This window comes from Brevundimonas sp. ALps5, assembly GCF_058681645.1.
This window is the reverse complement of the sequence record NZ_CM178744.1, coordinates 144,159-168,635: the sequence shown is the minus strand read 5'-3', so window position 1 is coordinate 168,635 and position 24,477 is coordinate 144,159. Positions and strand designations below refer to the sequence as shown.

General features: G+C 68.2%; 23 protein-coding genes. 16 read left to right on the top strand and 7 right to left on the bottom strand.

The window, feature by feature from the left end; translation table 11 throughout:
- Positions 1 to 5 precede the first annotated feature (5 nt).
- Positions 6 to 722: a CPBP family intramembrane glutamic endopeptidase, BDIM_20840 family gene (locus ACW172_RS00615; protein WP_492033269.1), complete on the top strand. Its 717-nt coding sequence runs from the start codon at positions 6 to 8 to the stop codon at positions 720 to 722.
- 9 nt (positions 723 to 731) lie between these two features.
- On the opposite strand, the gene ACW172_RS00610 is transcribed toward ACW172_RS00615, so the two are convergent.
- A complete protein-coding gene (locus ACW172_RS00610; protein WP_492033268.1) occupies positions 732 to 1,169 on the bottom strand; it encodes an HIT family protein in 438 nt (145 codons plus the stop codon).
- Between the two features lie 144 nt (positions 1,170 to 1,313).
- Here ACW172_RS00610 and ACW172_RS00605 point away from each other — a divergent pair, with 144 nt between their 5' ends.
- From ACW172_RS00605 to ACW172_RS00585, 5 genes are all read left to right on the top strand, one after another.
- Positions 1,314 to 2,216, top strand: coding sequence for an enoyl-CoA hydratase-related protein (locus tag ACW172_RS00605; protein ID WP_492033267.1), 903 nt, complete (start codon positions 1,314 to 1,316; stop codon positions 2,214 to 2,216).
- A gap of 21 nt (positions 2,217 to 2,237) precedes the next feature.
- Positions 2,238 to 3,479 carry a DUF3667 domain-containing protein gene (locus ACW172_RS00600; RefSeq protein ID WP_492033266.1) on the top strand — a complete coding sequence of 414 codons (1,242 nt, stop codon included), beginning with the start codon at positions 2,238 to 2,240 and terminating at the stop codon, positions 3,477 to 3,479.
- A gap of 2 nt (positions 3,480 to 3,481) precedes the next feature.
- Complete coding sequence (locus tag ACW172_RS00595) at positions 3,482 to 3,895, top strand: hypothetical protein (RefSeq protein ID WP_492033265.1); 414 nt, start codon at positions 3,482 to 3,484, stop codon at positions 3,893 to 3,895.
- Between the two features lie 63 nt (positions 3,896 to 3,958).
- A complete protein-coding gene (locus ACW172_RS00590; RefSeq protein WP_492033264.1) occupies positions 3,959 to 5,770 on the top strand; it encodes an aminopeptidase P family protein in 1,812 nt (603 codons plus the stop codon).
- 62 nt (positions 5,771 to 5,832) lie between these two features.
- The gene (locus ACW172_RS00585) at positions 5,833 to 6,822 is read left to right on the top strand and encodes an aldo/keto reductase (protein WP_492033263.1); all 990 of its coding nucleotides are present in this window, start codon (positions 5,833 to 5,835) and stop codon (positions 6,820 to 6,822) included.
- Between the two features lie 142 nt (positions 6,823 to 6,964).
- Here the strand turns inward: ACW172_RS00585 and ACW172_RS00580 are convergent, their stop codons facing one another.
- Both ACW172_RS00580 and ligA read right to left on the bottom strand, forming a co-directional pair.
- Positions 6,965 to 7,399 carry a DUF2147 domain-containing protein gene (locus tag ACW172_RS00580; protein WP_492033262.1) on the bottom strand — a complete coding sequence of 145 codons (435 nt, stop codon included), beginning with the start codon at positions 7,397 to 7,399 and terminating at the stop codon, positions 6,965 to 6,967.
- Between the two features lie 133 nt (positions 7,400 to 7,532).
- A complete protein-coding gene (gene ligA / locus ACW172_RS00575; RefSeq protein WP_492035030.1) occupies positions 7,533 to 9,848 on the bottom strand; it encodes an NAD-dependent DNA ligase LigA in 2,316 nt (771 codons plus the stop codon).
- A gap of 340 nt (positions 9,849 to 10,188) precedes the next feature.
- On the opposite strand from ligA, the gene ACW172_RS00570 reads away from it, so the two are divergent.
- The 3 genes from ACW172_RS00570 (at position 10,189) to ACW172_RS00560 (ending at position 12,380) form a co-directional block, all read left to right on the top strand.
- Positions 10,189 to 11,142: a M28 family peptidase gene (locus ACW172_RS00570; RefSeq protein ID WP_492033261.1), complete on the top strand. Its 954-nt coding sequence runs from the start codon at positions 10,189 to 10,191 to the stop codon at positions 11,140 to 11,142.
- 81 nt (positions 11,143 to 11,223) lie between these two features.
- Positions 11,224 to 11,847, top strand: coding sequence for a methyltransferase family protein (locus ACW172_RS00565; RefSeq protein WP_492033260.1), 624 nt, complete (start codon positions 11,224 to 11,226; stop codon positions 11,845 to 11,847).
- Between the two features lie 8 nt (positions 11,848 to 11,855).
- Entirely contained in the window at positions 11,856 to 12,380 is a 525-nt protein-coding gene (locus tag ACW172_RS00560) for a hypothetical protein (RefSeq protein WP_492033259.1), read from the top strand.
- Between the two features lie 37 nt (positions 12,381 to 12,417).
- Here ACW172_RS00560 and ACW172_RS00555 read toward each other — a convergent pair whose 3' ends face one another.
- Positions 12,418 to 12,867 carry a peptidylprolyl isomerase gene (locus ACW172_RS00555; protein WP_492033258.1) on the bottom strand — a complete coding sequence of 150 codons (450 nt, stop codon included), beginning with the start codon at positions 12,865 to 12,867 and terminating at the stop codon, positions 12,418 to 12,420.
- Between the two features lie 85 nt (positions 12,868 to 12,952).
- On the opposite strand from ACW172_RS00555, the gene ACW172_RS00550 reads away from it, so the two are divergent.
- Together ACW172_RS00550 and ACW172_RS00545 are read left to right on the top strand one after the other, a co-directional pair.
- Entirely contained in the window at positions 12,953 to 13,684 is a 732-nt protein-coding gene (locus ACW172_RS00550; RefSeq protein WP_492033257.1) for an RlmE family RNA methyltransferase, read from the top strand.
- Between the two features lie 4 nt (positions 13,685 to 13,688).
- A complete protein-coding gene (locus tag ACW172_RS00545) occupies positions 13,689 to 14,750 on the top strand; it encodes a DUF2332 domain-containing protein (protein ID WP_492033256.1) in 1,062 nt (353 codons plus the stop codon).
- Between the two features lie 12 nt (positions 14,751 to 14,762).
- On the opposite strand, the gene ACW172_RS00540 is transcribed toward ACW172_RS00545, so the two are convergent.
- On the bottom strand, positions 14,763 to 16,310 hold the full coding sequence (locus ACW172_RS00540) for a cation:proton antiporter (protein ID WP_492033255.1): 1,548 nt from the start codon (positions 16,308 to 16,310) through the stop codon (positions 14,763 to 14,765).
- 58 nt (positions 16,311 to 16,368) lie between these two features.
- Positions 16,369 to 16,914, bottom strand: coding sequence for a DUF2061 domain-containing protein (locus tag ACW172_RS00535; protein ID WP_492033254.1), 546 nt, complete (start codon positions 16,912 to 16,914; stop codon positions 16,369 to 16,371).
- A gap of 148 nt (positions 16,915 to 17,062) precedes the next feature.
- Between ACW172_RS00535 and guaB the strand changes: the two genes are divergently transcribed.
- From guaB to guaA, 5 genes are read left to right on the top strand one after another with little or no spacing between them, the layout of a single operon-like run.
- The gene (gene guaB / locus ACW172_RS00530; protein WP_492033253.1) at positions 17,063 to 18,523 is read left to right on the top strand and encodes an IMP dehydrogenase; all 1,461 of its coding nucleotides are present in this window, start codon (positions 17,063 to 17,065) and stop codon (positions 18,521 to 18,523) included.
- A 17-nt stretch (positions 18,524 to 18,540) separates the two neighbouring features.
- Entirely contained in the window at positions 18,541 to 18,942 is a 402-nt protein-coding gene (locus ACW172_RS00525; RefSeq protein WP_492033252.1) for an MAPEG family protein, read from the top strand.
- 9 nt (positions 18,943 to 18,951) lie between these two features.
- Positions 18,952 to 20,355, top strand: coding sequence for an RsmB/NOP family class I SAM-dependent RNA methyltransferase (locus tag ACW172_RS00520; protein WP_492033251.1), 1,404 nt, complete (start codon positions 18,952 to 18,954; stop codon positions 20,353 to 20,355).
- Positions 20,352 to 21,056 carry a 5'-methylthioadenosine/S-adenosylhomocysteine nucleosidase gene (locus ACW172_RS00515; RefSeq protein ID WP_492033250.1) on the top strand — a complete coding sequence of 235 codons (705 nt, stop codon included), beginning with the start codon at positions 20,352 to 20,354 and terminating at the stop codon, positions 21,054 to 21,056. Before ACW172_RS00520 ends, ACW172_RS00515 begins: the two co-directional genes overlap by 4 nt.
- Entirely contained in the window at positions 21,053 to 22,615 is a 1,563-nt protein-coding gene (gene guaA, locus ACW172_RS00510) for a glutamine-hydrolyzing GMP synthase (RefSeq protein ID WP_492033249.1), read from the top strand. Before ACW172_RS00515 ends, guaA begins: the two co-directional genes overlap by 4 nt.
- A 34-nt stretch (positions 22,616 to 22,649) precedes the next feature.
- Here guaA and ACW172_RS00505 read toward each other — a convergent pair whose 3' ends face one another.
- Positions 22,650 to 24,467: an acyl-CoA synthetase gene (locus tag ACW172_RS00505; protein WP_492033248.1), complete on the bottom strand. Its 1,818-nt coding sequence runs from the start codon at positions 24,465 to 24,467 to the stop codon at positions 22,650 to 22,652.
- Between the last annotated feature and the right edge of the window lie 10 nt (positions 24,468 to 24,477).

The following is a 24,477-nucleotide window of genomic DNA, read 5'->3' as shown; positions in this document are numbered from 1 at the left end:
ACGGCGTGGACGGCATTATCGGTATTCTGGGCGTGGTCGCCCTTTTGCTCGGGATCGGCGGGGGCCTCGGCCTGCTGTTTCCGGGCAGGACCTCATGGATGTGGCTGCTGGCGGCGGCGGGGCTGGTGTTCGTCAATGACGCCATGCTGACCCGGGTTTGGGGGCTGATCCCCGACGTGATTCCGCACAGCGACTGGAACTGGCAGGGGAAGATCATGGCCCTGGCCGTCACGCTGGCCGTCGCATCGCTGCCGATGTTCGGGTGGAAGCGGTCCGGCCTGACCCTGACGCAGGCGCCCGGAAGCTGGAAGACGGCCCTGCCGGTCACGGCGGCCTATGCGGGGCTGTTCCTGGTCATGGCCCTGATCTTCCCCAATGAGAGCGCCTCGAAGGAGACCGTCGCCTTCCAGCTGACCATGCCGGGCTTCGAGGAGGAGCCCTTCTATCGCGGCGTCCTGCTGCTGGCGCTGGAGCGCGCCTTCTCGGGGCGGCTGCGGTTCCTCGGCGTGGACTGGAGCCTTGGGGCCGTCCTGTCCTGCGCCCTGTTCGGCCTCGCCCACGCCTTCGGCTTTTCGGACGGTCAGTTCTCGTTCGATCCGATGACCATGGCCCTGACGGGCCTGCCGTCCCTGATCGGGGTCTGGCTGGTGTTGAGGACCCGCAGCCTGCTGCTGCCGGTGCTGATGCACAATTTCGGCAATGCGATCATGCTGCTGGTCTGAGGGCCGTCCTCAGTCCAGCGCGGCCGCGATCCGGTCGGCCAGTCCTCGCAGCACCGCCGCGTCGGCCATCGGCGCGTGACCGTGGCCCTTCATCTGACGGTCGGACCAGCGGGGGATGATGTGGAAATGCAGGTGATAGACGGTCTGGCCGCCGGCCTCGCCGTTGAACTGCATGATGGAGAAGCCTTCGGGCTCCAGAGCCTTTGTGACCGCCTTGGCGGTGCGCTGCACGGCGGCGGTCAGCTTCGACAGGACCTCGGGCTCCACCTCCAGCAGGTTGCGCGCCTGGGAGGTCTTCGAGATCACCAGCACATGGCCCTCGGACTGGGGGAAGACGTCCATGAAGGCGAGGACGTCCTCGTCCTCCCAGACCTTCACCGAGGGAATGCCGCCCGACAGGATCTTCGCGAAGATGTTCTCGGGGTCATAGGCGCCCGTCAGGCTCATGGTCGTCTCCGTCGGCGGATTGCGTGTGCCGCCCGTGATAGCAGACGGGTGCGGCGCCTGAGGAGCTTTGCCGTCAGCTTCTTTCGGCCTAAGGCGGACCAAAGCCGCGCCCGGGCGTTCAGACCGGGAGAACGAGGACCTGCAATGACCGACGCCAACTCCCCCCAGACCGACCTCAACGCCAGCGACGCGGCCAATGCCGTCGCGGATTCCAACCCCATCGCCCAGCCCCTGGTCATCGATCCGGCGCCCGATGCGGACAATGATCTGGTGCTGATCGAGTCGACGACCGACGGGGTGGTCTTCCTGACCATCAACCGGCCGGCGAAGAAGAACGCCTTCAACGCCGAGACCATCGCCGCCCTGCACGAGGCCTTCCTGACCCTGCACGGCGCGGACACCGTGCGGGTGGTCTTCATCCGCGGCGCGGGCGGGACGTTCAGCGCGGGCGCTGACCTGTCGTGGATGCGTTCGGCCGCCGACTGGTCCGAGAGCGATAACCGCGACGATGCCATGGGTCTGGCGAAGATGCTGAAGGCCCTGCATGACGTTCCGGCCCTGACGGTCGCCGTCGTCGAGGGCGCGGCCATGGGCGGCGGGGCGGGCATCGTCGCCGCCTGTGACATGGCCGTGGGCGTGGACGGCGCCAAGTTCGCCTTCTCCGAGGTCAAGCTGGGCCTGATCCCCGCGACCATCGCCCCCTATGTGGTCGAGGCGGTCGGCGCGCGCCGGGCCCGGGCCTTGTTCCTGACCGGAAACACCTTCGACGCCGACTATGCCGCCCATCTGGGGTTGATCGACATGGTCCTGCCCGACGCCGAATCCATCGACGCCTTCGTCTCGATGCTGACCGACAGTCTGTCGGGCAGCGCGCCCGGAGCCATGGGCGACGCCAAGGCCCTGGTGCACCATGTGACCACCCACAAGCTTGACAACAGTCTCATGGAAGACACGGCGAAGCGCATCGCACGCGCTCGTGTTTCCGAAGAGGGGCAGGAGGGGGTGCGCGCCTTCCTCGAAAAACGTAAACCCGTCTGGAGTGTGTAGATTCTAGACGCGGGGGCGTTGATGTCAGGGGAACTCGAAGTCGCGGCGCTGGCGTCGACAGGCGGTTGGCTGCGCTGGAAGCGCAAGCACGCCGATATTCCGGTCGGCACGCCGTGCGCCAACTGCGAGACCCCGCTGCAGGGCACCTACTGCCATAACTGCGGCCAGCTGGCCGAGGATTTCCACCGCAACTCCTGGCACCTGCTGGTCGAGGCGGTGGAAAGCCTGCTTCACCTCGACGGCCGGCTGTTCAAGACCCTGCCCAACCTTCTGCGCCGCCCGGGGCAGCTGACCCGCGACTTCCTCGAGGGCAAACGCGCCTCGCAGGTGCAGCCGTTCCGGATGTTCCTGGTCATCCTGCTGGTCGTGCTGTTCGTCAGCCACCTGGCGGCGAAGTCGGCCGAGCATCGCGAGGCGGCGGAGGACGGCGGCCACAACAACGTCCACACCAACATCACCGTGCCCGGAGAACCCGGTCAGCCGCGCACCGTCATCCCTTTGACGGGTACTCCCGAGACCGGGGACCAGTCCGGCCCTGCCGCCCATGGAACCTCTGAAGGCGAGCACGCGGGGGTGGCGGACAAGCCCACCGGTCTGGTTCCCCTGCCGAACACGCCTCACACCCGCGCCGCGCTCGATCAGGCCCGGGCCGAGATCGAGATGGACCCGACCATGACGGCCGCCGAGAAGCGGACGGCGCTTCTGGCGGTGAACGGTGACTGGGCCAGGTTCGGCAAGGCGATCGCGGACCAGAAGACCGCCGAGGCCGAGGCCGACGGGCATGCGATCGACACCAACCCGAACGACAGCGCCCGGATGAAATCGTTCAAGCATTGGGCCGACGTTCGGGTGAAGGCCATCCGCGAGGACCCGGAACGCTTCTCCCTGATCATGGAGATCTGGCTGCACCGGGTGGCCATCCTGGCCCTGCCGGTCTCGGCCCTGATGCTGACCCTGCTGTTCATCTTCAACCGGCGCTTCTACGTCTTCGACCACCTGGTCTTCTCGATGCACTCCCTGTCGTTCCAGATGCTGCTGGTGACGGTGATCCTGCTGCTGTCGATGGTCATCGGCGGCTGGGCCTGGTGGCTGATCCTGCTCATGCCCGTGCACCTCTACAAGCATATGAAGGGGGCCTATCAGCGCAGTCGTTTCGGCACGATTTGCCGGATGACCGCCCTGTTCATGATGACCACCTTCACCTTCAGCATGCTGGCCCTGCTGTGGCTCTATCTCGCCTTCAACGAGATGGCGGGGCATTGAGGATGAAGCGTCTGTGGCGTTCGCTGCCTTTGCTTTCCGGCGTCTTCCTGCTGGCCTCGGCCGGCGCCGTCTGCGCGCAATCCGCCGATCCGGTCCGGGATTCGGTCAATCGGGCGGACCTGACCTGTATGGCCGTCACCGCCGTGCTGGGCGATCAGATGGAAGAGGGCAGTGACGAGCAAGTCGGCCTGATCGCCGTCATGACCTGGTATCTCGGCCGCCTTGAAGCCCGGGCGCCGGGGGTCGACTGGCTCGAGCAGGTGCTGCCCTATCTGGACGGCGACCCGGCGGAAATGCTCAAGACACACGGCGAGCGCTGTGCGGCGGAAATCATGACCTTCGGCGACAAGCTTGCGGACTGGAGTGCGCGGGCCGAGGCTCTGGCCGCCAAGCATGACAGCGCGGGCAAACGCTGATCCCTGTCCAAAGAGACCAGAGCGAGCCTTGAGCCGAGAGCGGTCTGGTCTTAGGTCTGCGCCATGCGCCAGTCCTTCGATGAAACCACCGATCCGTCCTTCGGGGCCAAACACCTTCCGCTCGTTCGCGCCCGTCTGGCCGAACAGGGCCTCGACGGCCTGCTGGTCCCGCACGAGGACGAGCACCAGAACGAATATCTGCCCGAGGCCAATGACCGCCTCGCCTGGCTGACCGGCTTCACCGGTTCGGCGGGCGCCGCCGTGGTGCTCAAGGACCGGGCCGCCGTCTTTGCCGACGGCCGCTATACGGTGCAGGTCCGCGCCCAGGTCGATCCGGGCCAGTTCGAGATCCTGGACCTCGTCGAGGGCGGGGTGCCCGCCTATCTGGCCGGCGCGCCCAAGGGCGCCGTCATCGGCTATGACGCCCGGCTGCACAGCCCCGACGCCCTGGCGAGCCTTAGCCGCGCGGCCGCCCGCGCGGGCGCCGAACTCAAGCCGGTCGACGTCAATCCGCTGGATCAGGCCTGGGGCGACGCCCGTCCGGGCCAGCCGCAGGCCCCGGTGGTTCCGCATGAGGACCGCTATTCCGGCGAGAGCAGCGCCTCCAAGCGCGCCCGCATCGGCCGGGCCGTCGCCGACGCCGGCGCCGACGTCGCCGTCCTCACCGCCCCGTCCTCCATCGCCTGGCTGTTCAATGTGCGCGGCGGCGACGTGATCCGCTCGCCCCTGCCTCTGGGGCAGGCCATCGTCGCCGCGGACGGCACGGCCCAGCTGTTCCTCGACCCGGCCAAGGTCACCAACGAACTGCCCGGTTGGCTGGGCGACGACGTGGCCCTGAAGCCGACTGCCCACCTCGACGAAGCCCTGGGCGATCTGTCGGGCAGCAAGGTGCTGATCGATCCGGCCCAGTCCTCGGCCTGGTATTTCGACCGGCTGGAAGGGGCGGGGGCGACGATCGTGCGCGCCATGGACCCCTGCGCCCTGCCGCGCGCCGCCAAGAATCCGGTCGAGATCGAGGGCACGCGTCAGGCCCATATCCGCGACGGCGCGGCCCTGACCCGCTTCCTGCACTGGGTCGGCACCACGGCCCAGGAAACCCTGCCGGACGAGCGCGAGATCGCGGGCGTGCTGGAGGGCTTCCGCGAGGCCACGGGCGCGCTCAAGGACCTGTCGTTCGACACCATCGCCGGCGCCGGCCCCAACGGCGCCCTGCCGCACTACAAGCCGGTCGGCGACAAGATCCGCCGCATCGAGAAGGGCTCCCTGCTGCTGGTCGACGGCGGCGGCCAGTATCTGGACGGCACCACCGACGTGACCCGGACCATGGCCATCGGCGAGCCGACGGCGGACCAGATCCGCATGTTCACCCTGGTGCTCAAGGCCCATATCGCCATGGCCGTGATCCGCTTCCCGGTGGGCACCACGGGACACCAGCTGGACGCCGTCGCCCGCGCCCCGATGTGGATGGCCGGCCTCGACTACGACCACGGCACCGGCCACGGCGTCGGCAGCTATCTCGGCGTCCATGAAGGCCCGCAGCGCATCGCCAAGGCGGTGAACACCCAACCGCTGCTGACCGGCATGATCCTGTCCAACGAGCCCGGCTATTACCGCGAGGGTCACTGGGGCATCCGCATCGAGACCCTGCAGGTCGTCACCGCGCCCGAGCCCATCCCCGGCGGCGAGCGGCCGATGCACGGCTTCGAACAGCTGACCTTCGCCCCGCTGGACCGCCGTCTGATCGACGTGACGATGCTGACGGACGCCGAACGCGCCTATGTCGACGCCTATCACGCCGAGACCCTGGCCAAGGTCGGGCCGCTGCTGGATGGCGAAGCTCTCGACTGGCTGAAAATTCAGGCGGCGCCGCTCTGATCCAGCCTTGCGGTTCGGCGGCGGCATGACGACCTGAGCCTCTCACCGAAAAGGAGCGCCCCATGAAGACCCGTACGCTTGGACAATCCGGCCCGGAGGTCGGCGCCGTCGGCCTCGGCTGCATGGGGATGGCCGCCTTCTACGGTCAGGGCCTGGACGAGGATCAGGCCACGACCGTGATCCATCGCGCGCTCGATCTCGGCGTCACCCTGTTCGACACGGCCGAGATGTACGGCCCGCACACCAACGAGATCCAGGTCGGCAAGGCGCTGGCGGATAAACGCGACAAGGCCTTCGTCGCCACCAAGTTCGGCATCAACTGGAACGAGGACCGCACGGCGCTGAAGATCGACGGCTCGCCCGCCAATGTCCGCCGCGCCATCGAGGGCAGCCTGAAGCGGCTGAACATGGACCACGTCGACCTCTACTACCTGCACCGGGTCGATCCGGACACGCCGATCGAGGAGACGGTCGGGGCCATGGCCGAGCTGGTCAAGGAGGGGAAGGTCCGCTTCCTCGGCCTGTCGGAAGCCGCGCCGGCGACCATCCGCAAGGCCCACGCCACCCATCCGATCACCGCGCTGCAAACCGAATACTCCCTGTGGAGCCGCGAGCCTGAGGCGGAGATTCTGCCGACGGTCCGGGAGCTGGGCATCGGCTTCGTGCCCTACAGCCCGCTCGGCCGGGGCTTCCTGTCGGGAGAGATCAAGTCGATCGACGACCTGGCGCCCGACGACTTTCGCCGCTCGAACCCGCGCTTCCTCGGCGACAATTTCCAGAAGAACCTCGATCTGGTCGAGGCGGTGAAGACGCTGGCGACGACCAAGGGTCTGACGGCCGCGCAACTGGCCCTGGCCTGGGTGCTGGCGCAAGGCGAGGATCTGGTTCCGATCCCGGGCACGCGTCGCATCGGCGCGCTGGAGGACAATACGGCGGCGGCCGATGTGGTTCTGACGCAGGAAGATCTCGCCGCCATCGAGGCGGTCTTCCCGAAGGATGCGGCGTCGGGCGACCGCTATGCCCCGGCGGGGCAGGCGGCGTTGAATCGATAGAAATGTCTCCTCCCCCTCTTGGGGGAGGGGGACCCCGAAGGGGTGGAGGGGGCGAACCAGACGCCGTCTGGATTTCCCCCTCCGTCACGGCGCGAAGGGCGCCGCGCCACCTCCCCCGGAAGGGGGAGGAGACTCACGCTGACTACTGAATCCGCGTCCAGGTCTGCGTCTTGCACAGGGGCGCAACGATGCAGCCGCGCAGGCGCAGGGTGTTGGGGTTCACCATGGTGATGGTGCCGTGATAGGTGCCGCCGTCGTCGGGGTTGTAGACCGAGCCGTTGCGCCATTCGGTCGGCCCGCCGGTGAAACCGTTCAGCATCGGCAGGTTGCGCAGCGTCCGGCCGCGCTGGGCGCGGTCGCGGTTGTGGTCGTCGGTCATGCCCGGATTGGCGCGGATGTGGTCCGAGGTCACCAGCACGCCGCACAGGGCCTGGCCGCAATGGCTGATGCGCACCTGACCGCCGTTGGTCGGGGTCTGCCACAGGCCGGTCGGATCGCCCGGAGGCGGTGCGGCGACGGCGGAGGCGGCGATGGCTGCGACCGAGAGGGCGGCGGCGGCGAACAGAGAGGCTTTCATGGTCGTTTCCTTGGTTCGGGACGCTTCGTCCCGTTGAGAGCCAGACTGGCGCGCGTTTCCGTTCGAAACAAGGCCGATCCGCCGATCACGGTTCCTTGATTGTCGATAAAAAACCGGACCTTAGGTCAAGTTTTCAGCCGATCATTTCCAGCCAGTCGTCCTCGCTGAGGACCGTAACCCCGTGCTTTTCCGCGTCTTTCAGCTTTGACCCGGCGCCGGGACCGGCGACGACATAGTCGGTCTTCTTCGACACCGATCCTGAGACCTTGGCGCCCAGGCTCTCCGCGCGGGCCTTGGCCTCGTCGCGTGTGAACTTCTCCAGCGAGCCGGTGAAGACGACGGTCTTGCCGGCGACCGGGCTGTCGGTCTTCGGCTTTTCGGCATCCACGACCTCGGTCAGTTCCGCGATCAGGGCGTCCACGACCGTGCGGTTGTGGACCTCGTGGAAGAACTCGGCGACGGCGCGGGCGGCGACGGGACCGACCCCGGCGATCCCGGCGATCTGGCCGAGAGTCTCCGACGGTCCGTCCTCGCGCGCGATCCGGGCCAGTTCCAGCACAGCCGGCCAGTCGGGCGCGAGTACGGCAAGGGCGCGGCGGGCGGGTGTAGCGACGCCGGGGAAGGCGAGGGCCAGCTTCTGGTCGATGGGGGCCTCGGGCCAGGGATCGGCGGGTGAGAGTTCCGCTGCGGCCATCACCGACAGGGTCCGCTGGGAGACGCCGTGGCCCTCGGCCAGTCGGGTCCATTCGGGCGACGGAATGCCGGAGGCGGCTTCCAGACCAGCCGCGTAAAAGTCTGCCCAGCTGCCGAAATGCCTGGCGAGCAACAGTGAGGTCTGGTCGCCGATATCGCGGATGCCCAGACCGAAGATCAGCCGTTCGAGCGCTATGGTCCGCCGAGCGTCGATGCCCGCGACCAGGTTCTTCACGCTGGTGTCGCCATAGCCGTCCTCGGCGCGCAGCAGGTCCAGCTTTTCGGTGTCGCGGGCGAGGCGGAAGATGTCGGCCGGCTCATGGATCCAGCCGCGCTCATGGAAGGCGATCAACTGCTTCTCGCCCAGACCCTCGATGTCGAAGGCGCGGCGCGAGACAAAATGCTTCAGCCGTTCGACCAGCTGGGCGTTGCAGATCAGGCCGCCGGTGCAGCGCCGCCGCACCTCGCCCTCGGGCCGCACCGCCTCCGATCCGCAGACCGGGCAGTGGGTCGGGAAGACGTAAGGGACCGCCTCGGCCGGGCGGCGCTCGATGACCACCTCGACGATCTGGGGGATGACGTCGCCGGCGCGCTGCAGGACGACGGTGTCGCCGATGCGGACGTCCTTGCGGGCGATCTCGTCCTCATTGTGCAGGGTGGCGTTGCTGACGACCACGCCGCCGACGGTGACGGGCTCCAGCCGCGCCACGGGGGTCAGGGAGCCGGTGCGGCCCACCTGGATGTCGATGCCCTTGAGCACCGTCGTCGCCTGCTGGGCCGGGAATTTGTGGGCGATGGCCCAGCGCGGGCTGCGCGAGACGAAACCCAGCCGCTCCTGCCAGTCCAGCCGGTCGACCTTGTAGACCACCCCGTCGATGTCATAGCCGAGGCCCGCGCGGTCGGTCTCCAGCCCGCGATAGACGTCCATCAGTCCGTCGACGCCCTCGACCCGGACCGAGCGCGGATTGACCTTGAAGCCCCAGGATTTGAGCGCCGCCAGCGCGCCTTCCTGGGTCTCCGCGAAGGGCGCGGAAGTCTCGCCCCAGGCATAGGCGAAGAAGGCGAGGGGGCGGCCCGCCGTGACCTTGGGATCGATCTGGCGCAGGGAGCCGGCGGCGAAGTTGCGCGGGTTGGCGTAGGTGCGGCGCCCTTCCGCTTCCGCCGCCGCGTTGAAGGCCGCGAAGCCTTCGTTGGGGGCATAGACTTCGCCCCGGATCTCGATCAGGTCGGGCCAGCCCGAGCCCGAGAGCTTCACCGGAATGTCGGAAATGGTCTTCAGATTGGCGGTGATGTCCTCGCCCGTGCGGCCATCGCCGCGCGTGGCGCCCTGGACCAGGATGCCCTTCTCATAGCGGATATTGGCCGACAGCCCGTCGATCTTGGGCTCTGCCACGAAGGCGACCGGATCGGCATGCGGCAGCTTCAGGAAGCGCTGGATCCGGGCCACGAAGTCGGCGACGTCGCCCTCGTCGAAGGCGTTGTCGAGCGACAGCATGGGCACGCCGTGGCGCACCTCGGAGAACTGGCTGGAGGCGGGCGAGCCCACCTTCAGCGACGGCGAATCCGCGCGGATCAGGGCCGGGAAGCGCGTCTCGATGGCCAGGTTGCGGGCCTTCAGCGCGTCGTATTCGGCGTCGCTCAGTTCGGGCGCCGCCTCGTTGTAGAGGAAGTCGGCGCGGCGCATCTCCGCCGCCAGCCGGCTCAGCTCGGCTGCGGCCTGATCTTCGCTCAGGGTCTCGACCGCGATGTCGGACAGGCTGTCTGAGGAAGGTTTGGCCATGGGAATCGCACGCTCCGGATCGTGGCGGACACCCTTAGCATCCTCCGACGGTCCGGTGAGCCGGGGCAAATCGAAATCGAGGCTCGACCTCGCATTCCAGCGCTGACCTTCGCCTTGAGGATCAAGGAGTTGGCGAAAACTGGCGGCAATCGGGCGCCCATCCCTCGCCAAGGCCCTAGAATGGTCTCCGGATCGCGGCGATCATGCCCGGGATCTGGCGCGATTTGGCACGGTTTGGCACGGTTTGGCGCCCCATTTTCGTGTCTGCGCGCCGGACGGTCCTTGTTTTATAAGCGATTTTCAAATGAAGCCTGCCTTGCGACTGCCAATCGTCTCCGCCCTCGCCGGAATCGCCGCGACGCTTGCCGCCTGCGGCACGACGGCCGAGAAGCCGACGCCGACCGCGCCGACGATTCCCGCCGCCTCGCAGCAACTGCTGGACGATGTCCGCATCCTGTCGGCCGACGACATGGAGGGGCGCGACACGGGCTCGCCCGGCGGCGAGCGGGCTCGGGCCTATATCGTCTCGCGGCTGGAGGCGATGGGCATCGAGGCCCCGCCGGTCGGCCGGCTGCAGCCGTTCGAGGCCGAGGTTCCCAGTCGTTCGGGTCTGGTCCGTTACAAGGGGACCAACATCATCGGCCTGATCCCCGGGACGCGGGCGACCGACCGCTACATCGTCGTCACCGCCCATTATGACCACGTCGGCGTCTCGAGCGGACTGATCTACAACGGCGCCGACGACAACGCCTCGGGCGTGGCGACCATGCTGGAGCTGGCGCGTCGGCTGAAGGCCCAGGCCCCCGAGCACTCCGTCCTGATCGTGGCCTTCGACGGAGAGGAGCGGGGGCTGATCGGGGCCAAACACTTCGTCCAGGCGCCGCCCGTGCCCCTGTCGTCCATCGCCCTGAATCTCAACTTCGACATGACCTCGCGGGCGGAGACCGACGGCCATCTGTGGGTCTCGGGGACGTACCAGAACCCCGCCTTCCGCCCGATCCTGGAGACGCTCGCCCCCAACGGCGCCATCTCGCTCGCCTTCGGCCATGACACGCCCCAGGACACGGGTTCGGACAACTGGGTCGACGCCTCGGACCATGGGCCCTTCTTCAAGGCGGGCCTGCCGTTCATCTACATGGGCGTCGTCGACCACCCCGACTATCACCGCCCGTCCGACGATTTCGACAAGATCACCCCCTCGGCCTTCATCTCATCCACGGAGCTCGCCATCGCGGCGTTCCGGGCCCTGGACCAGTCGCTGGACCGCTAACTTTCGACCGTGAACGAACATTCCTGCTTGCGCCCGGGCGGCCACAGGCGTTCACGTCGCAAAAAACCGGGAGGAGTGGGCATGACGGTTACGACGGGATTCGATCTTCAGCATATCCAGCGGTTGCGGAAATGGGCGATCGGGGTCTGCCTGCTGGGTGCTGTCGGCCTGTCCATGGTCACCGTCACCCAGTGGGGCGACGGCGTCTTCCACAAGGGTATGGAGAGCGTGGGCCTGGGCGCCATCGTGGTGGCCATCGTCGGCCGCGCCTGGTGTTCGCTCTACATCGGCGGCCGCAAGAAGGCCGAGATCGTCGACACCGGTCCCTATTCGATCAGCCGCAATCCGCTTTATCTGTTCAGCCATCTGGCCGCCTTCGGCATCGGCGCCCAGACGGGCAGCCTGATCCTGGCCCTGGTCTTTACGGCGATCTCGGTGCTGGTGTTCCACTTCACCGTCCGAAGGGAAGAGGCCTGGCTGCTGAACGAATTCGGCGCGCCTTATGCCGATTATATGCGCCGGGTGCCCCGCAACGGCCCGGACTTCTCTCGCTGGCGGGACAATCCCTCGCTTGAGATCCGACCCCAGTTCTTCCTGACCACCCTGCGGGACGGTCTGGTCTTCCTGCTGGCGATTCCGATCTTCGAGGGCATCGAGCACCTGCAGGAGATCGGCTGGCTCGCTCCCCTTCTGCATCTGCCGTGAGAGACATGATGAAGCGATCCGGCGCGATCCTGCTGGCGGTGCTCGCGCTCGCCGCCTGCGACGACTTCAAGCCCGCCCCGGCGGCGAAGGGACCGGCCTCGGCCCCGGCCGCGACGACCTTCAAGCATGAGATCAGCGGAGATCTGTCGGGCTACTACATCCCGGCGGCGCCGATCTCGGTCGACGGATATCGGGTCAAGGCCCTGTTCCTCGGCCAGTCCGCCGACTTCGCGGCCTGGGAAAGCGGGTCGAAGTCCGGGACCTTCGCTCCGGTCATGATCGAGTTCGAGAAGGACGGCGCCGAGACCATCCGCGTCCTGCCCAAGACCTATGAGGTCACCGACGGCCGCGTCCGCTTCGAGGGGACCGATCCGCGTCTCGGCAATGTCGCCTTCAACGGGACGCTGGATCAGGGCGCTCTGGCCACGGCCCGCCGCAACCTGGGCGAGGAGGCCCCGGTCCTGACCGGAACCGTCCGCGCCGGCGGCTCCGCCTTCGGCGGCCAGAAGTTCCGCTGGTACGGCGGAGACTGAAGCAAAAAGGGCGGACCTTTCGGCCCGCCCTTCGAAATCAGGCCACGGTGGCCTTGAGAATCTTGCCCGGCTCGCGGGGCGGCTCGCCCTTGGGCAGGGCGTCGACGTTTTCCATGCCTTCGATCACCTGGCCCCAGACGGTGTACTGGCGATCCAGGAAGGTGGCGTCGTCGAAGCAGATGAAGAACTGCGAGTTGGCGCTGTTCGGGTCCGAGGTGCGGGCCATGGAGCAGACACCGCGAACGTGGGGCTCGGAGGAGAATTCCTGCTTCAGGTTCGGCTTCTTGGAGCCCGAGGTGCCGGTGCCGGTCGGATCACCGCCCTGGGCCATGAAGCCCGGGATCACGCGGTGGAAGACGACGCCGTCGTAGAAGCCTTCGTTGGCCAGTTCGGTGATGCGGGCCACGTGGCCGGGCGCCAGATCAGGCCGCAGCTTGATGACGACATCGCCGGTGTCGAGGGAAAGGGTCAGGGTTTCGTCGGCCATGGGCGCGCTCCTTTATTCTGGTCCGGTTCTTCTAATCCGGTCGGGGGTCATAGCCCGGGAAGTCCGTCGGGGCTATGTGGGAAGCATGAGTAAGGACGAAAAGACCCCCGACAAGGCCGAAGCCGCGCCCGCACGCCGCAAGATGGTGCGCCCGCCGACCGGCGGCACGGCCCAGGGCCGCGGCATGGGGACCCAGATCAAGACGGCGGACAAGAAGTCGATGTCCTCCATCCAGTGGATCAAGCGCCAGCTGGCCGATCCCTGGTCCGAGAAGGCGCGCGCCGAGGGCTGGCGCAGCCGCGCCGCCTTCAAGTTCGCCGAGATCGACGACCGCTTCCGGCTGGTCAAGAAGGGCTCGCGGGTCATCGACCTGGGCGCCGCGCCGGGCGGCTGGGTGCAGGTCTGCGTCAATCGCGGGGCCGGGGCTGTGGTCGGCGTCGACCTCCTGCCCATCGAGCCGATCCCGGGCTCGACCCTGATCCAGGCCGATTTCACCGAGCCCGGTGTAGACCAGCAGCTGATCGACGCGCTGGGCGGCCCGCCGGACCTCGTGCTTTCGGACATGGCTCACAACACCGTCGGCCACCGCCAGACCGACCATCTGAAGATCATCGCCCTGATCGAGATCGCCGCCGACTTCGCCATCCGGACCCTGCGTCCGGGCGGGGCCTTCGTGACCAAGAATTTCCAGGGCGGCGACGCGGGCCATGTGCTGGCGGACCTGCGCGCCAACTTCCAGGACGTGAAATACGTCAAGCCCGAGGCCAGCCGGAAGGGCTCCTCGGAGGTCTATCTGGTCGCGCTGAACAAGCGGTAGGGCGATGGGCGAGGGCGCTGTCAGAGAGGCCTTCGCCAAACAGGCGGCGATCTGCACCGCCGCCGGGGCGCCGTTCACGGGGCGGGTCTGCGGACTGGTCGGGGCGCGGCTGGATCGGTCGGGATCCATCGGTCGCCGCGTGCTGGACTGGCCCGGCAATCCTTCGCACGAGGGCGACGCCCTGCCGCTCAGGTTCTGCGGCGGCCTGCATGATCTGGCGAGGTCGGGCATCGATCAGGCCCTGACGGCGATCTATCCGCCGAATATCGCGCCCGAAGACGATGACGCGGTCTGGGCCGTGCTGGGCGAGGCCATCGCGGCCCATGCGGCGGCGCTCGATCCGTGGCTGGATGGGCCACCCCAGACCAATGAGGTGGGCCGCTCGGCGGGGCTGATGGCCGGGCTGCTGGTGCTGGCCGACCGGTTTGGCCTGCCGTTCGACCTCTATGAGCTGGGGGCCAGCGCCGGGCTGAACAGCCTGCTGGATCGCTACGGCTACGACCTCGGCGGGGTGAAGGCAGGCGACCCGGCCTCGCCGGTGCAGTTGAAGCCGGTCTGGACGGGTGCGCCGCCGCCGTCGGCCGAGGTGAGGGTCGTCTCGCGACAGGCCGTGGACCGCCATCCGCTGGACGTCACCGGCCCCGCGACCCGGCGGACCCTGTCGGCCTATGTCTGGACCGACCAGCGCGACCGGCTGGCCCGGCTGAACGCGGCGCTGGACCTCGCCGTCCGGAACCCGCCGGAGATCACGACCGCCGACGCCGCCGACTGGCTGGAGGCCCGGCTGCCGGTCGAGCCTCAAGCGGGCGTCTGCCGCGTGGTGCTGCACACCATCGCCTTCCAGTATTTCCCGCCCGAGGGGCAGGCCCGCATCCGCACCCACATGGCCGCCGTCGGGGCGCGGGCGACGGCGCAGGCGCCGCTGGCCTGGTTGACCTTCGAGGCCGAGGAGGACGGGTTCGAGCGCCGACCCATGCTGCGCCTCAGGACCTGGCCCGGCCCGGAGGCGGCGGTCGCCCTCGCGCGCGGTCAGCCGCATGGGGCCAGCTATGAGTGGCTGCTCTAGCGCACCGAAGTCCTAGCGAACCACCGGCGTCCAGCTGAGCTCGTAACGGTCCAGCTCTTCCTCGATCTGGTAGTAGGCGGCCTCGCCGATCTCGCCCGAGGTGCGCATCTTCATCAGGGCGTCGCGCTTGGTGGTCAGGAGGTCGGTCTTGATCTGGTCGGACTCCAGCTCGACCCGGCCGTCATCGGCCTCGGGGCTCATGACGGCGTCGAGGCGTTCGCTGTACTCGTCCTTCAGGCGGTCGGCGACGCGACCCTCGCAGCCCTTCAGATGATCGACGGCGGCCTGGGTGACGACCTGACGGGCGTGTTTGATCTCGCGCTCCAGCTGGCCGTCGTCATGGGCGCCGAGCAGTCGGATCAGCGGCCCCAGCGTCAGGCCCTGAAGGACCAGCGTCCCCATCACCACGGCGAAGGTGGCCAGAAGCAGCAGGTCGCGGTGCGGGAAGTTCAGCGGCAGGGCGTAGGCGGCGGCGAGGCTGACCACGCCGCGCATCCCGGCCCAGCTGATGATCAGGCCGCTGGTCGGGGTGGGCGCCGAAACCCCATCGGGCAGGTTCGCGCCGAACCACCGGTTCTTGAGGCGCAGGAAGGTATTGTAGCCCATCACCCATGTCAGGCGGGCGAGGACGGCGACGATCAGGACGGCGACGGCGAACAGGGCGTATTCGCCACGCTGGCCCGGGTCCAGACCGCGCCAGATCGGACCGATCTGCAGGCCGACGAGGGCGAAGGCCATGGCGTTCAGGGCGAACACGACCGTGTCCCAGACCGTATAGGCCGGGGCGCGGATGGTGGCGGGGTTGCGCGCCGCCAGCCGGGCGATGGTCAGGCCGTAGACCACTACGGTGACGATGGCCGACAGGCCCAGCTTCTCCGCCGCGATCCACAGGCCGAAGGTGCCGATGAACTGGATCAGGATGGCGGCCGGGGCGTCGGTGATGTTGCGCGTCAGTCGGGTGGTGATCCAGGCCACGATCATGGCGAAGACCACGCTGCCGACCAGGGCCCAGACGATGGTCGCGGCCAGAATCCAGCCGGTCGCCATCCCGCCTACGGCCGCCGTCACCGCCAGCCGGTAGATCATCAGCGAACTGGCGTCGTTGAACAGGCTCTCGCCCTCGAGGATGGTGCGGATGCGATAGGGCACGGGCATGGCGCGCAGGACGGCGGTGGCGGCGGCCGCGTCCGGCGGGGCGACAATGGCGCCGAGCGCGATGGCCACGGCCCAGCCCATCTCGGGCTCCAGATGGCGGGCGGTCAGGGCCACGGCGACGACGGTGATCCCGACGGCCGCCAGCGTCATCAGGGTGATGGGGACGACGTTGCGCTTCAGGTCGCGGGGCGAACTGTCGAAGGAGGAGTCGAGCAGGATCGGGGCCACGAACAGGGCCAGCACCAGCTCGGGATCCAGGGTCAGATCGGGGGCGAAGGGCAGGAAGGCGACGGCGGCGCCGCCCAGCGCCAGGAAGGGCGGGAAGGGCGCCTTCAGCCGGCGCGCGACCAGCGACAGCAGGACCGCGCCCAGCAGGACCGCCAGAATCGTCTCGAAGGCGTGCATGCGCCACCATAGCGCCGGATGCGGCGTTTGGCAGCGCGGCGTTCCCTCAGACGGGCCTTCAGGCGACCAGCAGCGCCTGTTTGCGGGCGCGGCGGGCCTCGATACGGCTCCAGATGCGGTCGTGGATGGCGAAGAAGCCGGTTTGGACGAAGGGCTCCAGCGTGCCGATGGTCAGGGCGACGCGGATGTCCCGCGTCAGGGCGAAGGCGACGCTGACCGCCACGGTGAAGTGCATGACGCCATAGGTGACGGTCTTGAGCGCGACCCGACCCAGCGAGCGGGGCAGGGCATGGCTGTGGCCATGATGACCGTGCGATCGGGCCTGCTCCTGCGGGTCCATGACGTCGAGGCGGGCGCCGACGGCCTCGACCGTCTCCTCGGGCAGGGACAGGGTCCCGCGCCGTTCGATCCGGTGCCAGACCCGGTCATGGATCGAATAGGCGAGGGTCTGGAACAGGGGCTCGACGACCCCGACCGCGAGGGCCAGCCGCCAGTCGCGGGTGATGGCGAAGGCCACCAGGATCGCGACGATCAGGTGCATGACGCCGTAGCTGGCGATCTTGAGCGCGAGGCGGCGGACGGACGAGACGATGACCTGAACCATGTGTTGAACATGATAATCGTTCGCAGAAATCGCAAGGGGTGGGACGGCCTCGGAGATAAACCTTTGTGACGATCCTCGTCAGGCGTCGCGAGACGGTTGACTTCGCAACCGCGAAAGAGGATAGGCGGCCCGCAAAACGGAGACTCCCATGGAGATTCGCGAAGGCCTTACCTTCGACGATGTTTTGCTCGAACCCGGCCCGTCCGAGACCATGCCCGCAGACGCGGATGTCTCGACGCGACTGACCCGCGACATCAGACTGAACATCCCGCTGCTCTCGTCGGCGATGGATACGGTGACCGAAAGCCGGCTGGCGATCGCCATGGCCCAGGCCGGCGGTCTGGGCGTGCTTCACCGCAACATGACCATCGCCGAACAGGCCGATCAGGTCCGGCAGGTGAAGCGCTATGAAAGCGGCATGGTCATCAATCCGGTGACCATCCATCCTGAGACGACGCTGGGCGAGATCCGCGCCATCGTCGCCGAGCGGAAGATCTCGGGCTTCCCGGTGGTCGATCCGGCCTCGGGCAAGCTGGTCGGCATCCTGACCAACCGCGACATGCGCTTCGACACCGATCCGTCGAGGAAGGCCGCCGAGCTGATGACCCGGGGCGATCTGGTCACGGTGCGCGAAGGCGCCGGCCGCGAGGAGGCCCGGGCCTTGCTGCGGGACCGCAAGATCGAACGCGTCATCGTCGTGGACGAGGACTATCGCGCGACCGGCCTGATCACGATGAAGGACATCGAGAAGGCCCAGGCCCACCCCAACGCCGCCAAGGACGATCAGGGCCGGCTGCTGGTCGGCGCCGCCTCGACCGTCGGCGACGCCGGCTATGAGCGGGCCATGGCCCTGGCCGACGCCGGTTGTGACGTGGTGGTCATCGACACCGCCCACGGCCACTCGGCCCAGGTCTCGCGCGTGGTCGAGCGCATCAAGCGCGAGAACAACCGGCTGCAGATCATCGCAGGCAACATCGCCACCTATGACGCCGCTCGCGCCCTGATCGACGCCGGCGCCGACGCCGTGAAGGTCGGGATCGGCCCGGGCAGCATCTGCACCACCCGCATCGTCGCGGGCGTGGGCGTGCCCCAGCTGACGGCCATCATCGACGCGGTCCGCGCGGCGAAGGAAAGCGGCGCCCCGGTCATCGCCGACGGCGGGATCAAATACTCGGGCGACCTGGCCAAGGCCATCGCCGCGGGCGCCTCGGTCGCCATGATGGGCTCGATGTTCGCCGGCACGGACGAAAGCCCGGGCGAGGTCTTCCTGTACCAGGGGCGCAGCTACAAGTCGTACCGCGGCATGGGCTCGGTCGGGGCCATGGGCGCCGGCTCGGCCGACCGCTACTTCCAGAAGGACGTCCAGGACACCCAGAAGCTGGTGCCCGAGGGCATCGAGGGCCAGACCCCCTACAAGGGGCCGATCTCGCCGGTGCTGCACCAGCTGGTCGGCGGCCTGCGGGCCTCGATGGGCTATGTCGGCGCGCCGAGCATCGCCGAGTTCCAGGAACGCGCCCGCTTCGTTCGCATCACCGGCGCGGGATTGCGTGAGAGCCACGTCCATGACGTGATGATCACGCGGGAAGCGCCGAACTACCGGCAGGGCTGATCCCGGGGGAGACGACCATGGATATGACGCCCGAGTTCATCGCACTGGCCTTCGTTCTGATCCTGGCCATTCTCCAGATCGCCGCCGCCGCCATCGCGCGGACGGCGGAACTGGGGGCAAAATGGAACGCGGGGCCGCGCGACGAAGCGGTTCCGGCGCCCGGCAAGCTGGCCGGACGTCTGATGCGGGCCCAGTCCAATCTGTTCGAAACCCTGCCGCTGTTCGCCGCCGCCGTAATCATGGCCCATGTGGCCGGTAAGGACGGCGGCGCGCTCACCCTGTGGGGCACGCACCTCTATCTCCTCGCCCGCGTCGTGTATGTGCCGCTCTACGCCTTCGGCGTGACCGGCCTGCGCTCGCTGGCCTTCATCGTCTCGCTGGCCGGTTTGATCATGGTCATCTGGGCCCTGTTCCTCTGAAAGTCTGAGTTGACCCCAGCCGCCCGTCTCGCCGCCGCCGCCTCCGTCCTGGACTCCATCGCCCAGGGCCGCCAACCGGCCGAGGCCGTGCTCAAGACCTGGGGAACCGAGAACCGCTACGCCGGGTCCAAGGATCGCCGCGCCGTCGCCGATCGCGTCTATCGCGTGCTGCGCGCCCGGGGTCGTCTGGTCTGGGCCATGGGCGGGCGCGAGGACGGCCGGGCCCTGGTGATCGGCAGCCTGAGCCTGATCGATGGCCTGTCGCTGGAAGAGATCGAGGCGCTGCACTCGGGCGACGCCTATGGGCCCAAGCCCCTGTCGAAGCAGGAGCGCAGCCGCCTCACCGCCACCGACGGCGAACTGCCGGGCTGGGTCGCGGCGGGTCTGCCCGAGTTCGTGATGGAGGACTTCAAGTCCACCTATGGAGACGGCTGGGCGGAAGAGGCGAGGGCCCTGATGATCCCGCGCGCGCCGATCGATCTGCGCGTCAATGCGGCCAAGGCGACGGTCGCCGATGTCGAGGCCGAGCTGCGCGAGGCCGGTCTGGAGCCACAGCGTACGCCCTGGTCCGCCTGGGGCCTGCGCCTGTCGGCCGAGCCGCCGCCGAACGTTCAGGCGCTGGAAGCCTTCAAGGACGGCCGGATCGAGATCCAGGACGAGGGCAGCCAGGTCGTCTGCTGGCTGGCCGGCGTGAAGCCCGGCATGACCGTGGTCGACTATTGCGCCGGGGGCGGGGGCAAGACCCTGGGTCTGGCCATGCAGATGCGCGCGACGACGCGCCGACAGGCCGCCGCGCCGGAAGAGGCCAGGGTCTGGACCCCGACCGGCTGGGTCGAGGCGCCCAAGGGCAAGGCGGCCACGGTCCAGACCGAGGGCAAACTGGTCGCCTGTGACGTGGTCCAGAAGCGTCTCGACAACATCAAGCCCCGCCTGCAACGCGCGGGCGTCGCAGCGGAATTGCTCCATCTCGGTCCGAACGGCGGCGGGGTCGAGGCCATGGTCGGTCAGGCCGATGTGGTCCTGGTCGATGCGCCCTGCACCGGGTCGGGCACCTGGCGCCGTCGCCCGGAGGACGCCTGGCGGCTGACGCCCGAGGACGTCGACCGGATGCACAGCCTGCAGACGGCCATCGTCGCCCGGGCGGCCAAGCTGGTGAAGCCGGGCGGGCGTCTGGTCTATGTCACCTGCTCGATGCTGACGGCCGAGAACGAGATGAGCGTCGCCGCCTTCGAGGAGGATCATCCGAACTTCAGCCCGGTGGCCGTCGCCGACGTCCTGGACACCGCCGACCTGACCCAGGCCGGCCGCGAGAAGCTGGCTGAACTGGCCGCCGGCGGTCACCGCCTGCGCCTGTCGCCCGCTGCGGCCGGCACCGACGGCTTTTTCGCCGCCATCTATGAGAAGGCCGAATGAGCCAGCCTTGGCGCCTGGAGCGATACGGCGACGTCTCGGTCCTCTGCGTCATGGCGGCGCCGGCGGAGTACGGCGTCCATCTGCAGGCGCGGATCCAGCCGCTGATGACCGGCATCGGTCCTGTCGAGGGGGCGGTGGTCCTGACCGCCGCGCTCGCCCGGCTGGAGGCGGCGGACGGCTTGCCGGATCTGATCGTGTCCCTAGGCTCGTGCGGGTCGCGCGAGCTGGAGCATGCGGCGGTCTATCAGGCCTCGTCGGTCAGCTATCGCGACATGGACGCCAGTCCGCTGGGCTTCCCCAAGGGGATCACGCCCCTGCTGGATCTGCCGGCCATCCTGCCCCTGCCGTGCCCGATCCCGGGCGTGCCGACCGCGACCCTGTCGACCGGGGGAGGGGTGATCTCCGGCGCGGCCTATGACGGGATCGAGGCGCAGATGGTCGATATGGAGACCTTCGCCCTGCTGCGCTCGGCCCAGACCTTCGGCGTGCCTCTCGTGGCCCTCCGCGGCGTCTCGGACGGCAAGGCCGAACTGAAGGCGCTCGAGGACTGGACTTCGACCCTGCACCACGTCGACGAGAACCTGGCGGCGGCGCTCGACGCCCTGATCGCGGTTCTGACCGAACGCGGCCTCTCCGCGCTTGATATTGCCGCCTCAGGCGGCCAAGTCCCCACCCATTCGCTCTCCCCGGATTCGCCATGACCCAGACTACCGACCACCAGAAGGTCCTCATCGTCGACTTCGGCAGTCAGGTGACCCAGCTGATCGCCCGGCGCCTGCGCGAGGCCAGCGTCTATTGCGAGATCCATCCGTTCCAGAAGGCCGAGGCCGCGCTGGAAGCGATGAAGCCGGCGGCGATCATCCTGTCGGGCGGGCCTGAGAGCGTGCACGAGGAAGGCAGCCCCCGGGCGCCGCAGGGCGTGTTCGAGGCGGGCGTGCCGGTGCTGGGCATCTGCTACGGCGAGATGACCATGTGTGAACAGCTGGGCGGCAAGGTCGAGGGCGGCCACACCCGCGAGTTCGGCCGCGCCGAGATCACCGTCGAGAAGGTCTCGCCCCTGCTGGCCGACCTGGCCCCCGTGGGTGAGGAAGAGACCGTCTGGATGAGCCACGGCGACAAGATTGTCGCCATCCCGCAGGGCTTCGACGTGGTCGCCTCCTCGGCCGGTTCGCCCTATGCGGTGATCGCCGACGAGACTCGTCGATTTTACGGCGTCCAGTTCCACCCGGAGGTGATGCACACCCCGCGCGGCCATCAGATGCTGAAGAACTTCACCCACGGCATCGCCGGGCTGAAGGGCGACTGGACCATGGCCGCCTATCGCGATGAGAAGATCGCCCAGATCCGCGAACAGGTCGGCTCGGCCAAGGTCATCTGCGGCCTGTCGGGCGGCGTCGACTCCTCGGTTGCGGCGGTGCTGATCCACGAGGCCATCGGCGATCAGCTGACCTGCGTCTTCGTCGACACCGGCCTGCTGCGCAAGGACGAGGCCAAACAGGTCACGACCCTGTTCAGGGAGCACTACAACATCCCCCTGATCCACGTTGATGCGTCGAAGGAATTCCTCGGCGAGCTGGCCGGTCAGTCGGACCCCGAGACCAAGCGCAAGACCATCGGCCGGGTCTTCATCGAGATCTTCGACCGCGAGGCCTCGAAGATCGAGGGCGCCGAGTTCCTCGCCCAGGGCACCCTCTATCCCGACGTGATCGAGAGCGTGTCCTCGTCGTCCGGCAAGGCCCACGTCATCAAGAGCCACCATAACGTCGGCGGTCTGCCCGACTATATGAAGCTCAAGCTGGTCGAGCCCCTGCGCGAACTGTTCAAGGACGAGGTCCGGGCCCTGGGCCGCGAGCTGGGCCTGACTGACGCCTTCGTGGGCCGCCACCCGTTCCCTGGACCGGGTCTGGCCATCCGCATCCCCGGCGAGATTACGCCCGAGGCCGTGGCGACCCTGCAGGAAGCTGACGCCATCTACCTTGAGGAAATCCGCAAGGCGGGCCTCTACGACAAGATCTGGCAGGCCTTCGCCGTCCTGCTGCCGGTCAAGACGGTCGGCGTCATGGGCGACGCCCGCACCTATGAGAAGGTGCTGGCCCTGCGCGCGGTCTCTTCCACCGACGGCATGACCGCCGACTTCTTCGAATTCCCGTGGGACGTCCTCGGCAAATGCGCGACCCGCATCGTCAACGAGGTCCGCGGCGTCAACCGCGTCGTCTATGACGTGACCTCCAAGCCCCCCGGCACCATCGAGTGGGAGTAGGGGGAGGCCGTCTGGTCTCCCCGGGGATGTGAAACTAGGGCTTGCTCTGCGGAGCTTGCGTCGCGAGCAGCGCCCGAAGGGTCGGCTTGTGGACCTTGCCCACGGCCGTCACCGGCATGGCGGCGATGATCTCGACCGATTTCGGCCGCGCGGCCCGCTCTGTGATGCGGGGCTCCGCGAAGGCCATCAGTGACGCCGGGTCGGCCTGTACGCCGGGCCTGAGTTCCACGAACACCACGGGCACCTCTCCGGCATGATCGTCGGCGCGGCCCACGGCGGCGGCGAGGGCGACGGCGGGGTGGGCGTAGAAGACGTCCTCGATCATGGCCGGATCGATGTTGTGGCCGCCCCGGATGATGATGTCCTTGGATCGCCCCTTCAGCCAGAGATAGCCGGCCTCGTCGAAGGTCCCGAGGTCGCCGGTGTTCAGCCACCTTCCGCCGTCGGCGTCGGTAAGCCAGAGGCCATGGTTGTGGTGTTCGGAGACATAGCCTTCGAAGACGTTCGGGCCCGCGAGAACCACCGCGCCGGTCTCGCCGGGGTCAGCGTCGCGGATCCAGTTTCCGTCGTCATCAACCAGAGCGACGCGGGCTTGCTGGAACGGCAGGGGAAGTCCAACGGAGCCGGGCTTGCGCTCCCCCGCGACCGGATTCAGCGCAACCACACAGGTCGCCTCGGTCAGGCCGTAGCCCTCCAGAATGAGGACGCCGGTCGCGGCCTCGAACTGGTCGATCAGTTGGGCGGACATGGGCGCCGAACCGCAAAAGGCGTATTTCAGCGAGGCGATGCTCGCGCCGTCGACCGGGACCTGAAGCAGGGTCGAGAAGACCGTCGGCACGCCGCTGAAGACATTGACCCGATAGCGCTCGATCAGTCGCCAGAAGCCGCTGATCACGCCCTTGCCCCGATATCCTTGCGGGGTCGTCAGCAAGACCTCGCCGCCGTTCAGGAAGGGCGACAGGCCGGTCGCCATGGCGCCGTTGCAGTGAAACAGCGGGAGCCCTGCGAGGATGACTGTTCCAGGCGCGAAGGCCTCGCCCAGCATGCGGTTGCTCATCCAGGCGTTGGCGATCTCATTGCCATGGGTGCGTCTGGCCAGCTTGGGCGCGCCGGTCGATCCGCCGGTCGCGAAGAGGGAGGCGGTGTCGGTCGCGACCGGGGGCGTCGCGAACTCCAGAGCGTCCGTCCGGCCCCGACGGACCAGCCTGCGATAGTCCGTCTCGGCGACACCCGACCGGAGCGCGGGCGCGGCGCGGCGAATCTGGCTGCCTGCGATCCGCGCGAACAGCGCCTTCAGCCCACCGACGTAGCGGGCGAGGTCAACCGTCACGAGATGCTCCACCGACGGGGCTCCGGCGATGGCGGCCGTCACCTTCTGATAGAGGTCCGACTTCGGGATTGGCCCGACGGTGACCACCACCCGGGCCTGCGAGGCCCGGAGCAGGTCCGCGATGCCGCCGGCCTCCAGAAGAGGATTGATCGGGAAGGCGATCCCCACCGTCTGGGCGCCCCAGAGACAGAAGAAGGTCTCCGGCAGGTTTGGCAGGACCAGGGCGACCACATCCCGACGCCCTATGCCGAGCCGATGCAAGGCGTTGGCGGCCGCTGTGACCTCTTCGAGGTAGGCGTCGAAGGACCAGGTGTGGGGAGCCCGCTTCTGATCCGCCTCCATCAGGAAGGTCAGGGCCCGTGAGGGACCAAACTGCGCCGCCGCCTGCGCCAGACCGTCGTAGACCGAGGCCGGGAGGTCGAGCGGCCATCCGGACGCGGCTACGGACTGGACCTGAGCGGCATCAGCCATGGGGCGGGTCGCCGGCCGGGCGCCGGTCGGGGCGTCATTCTCGAGGCGCATCTGAAAGGTC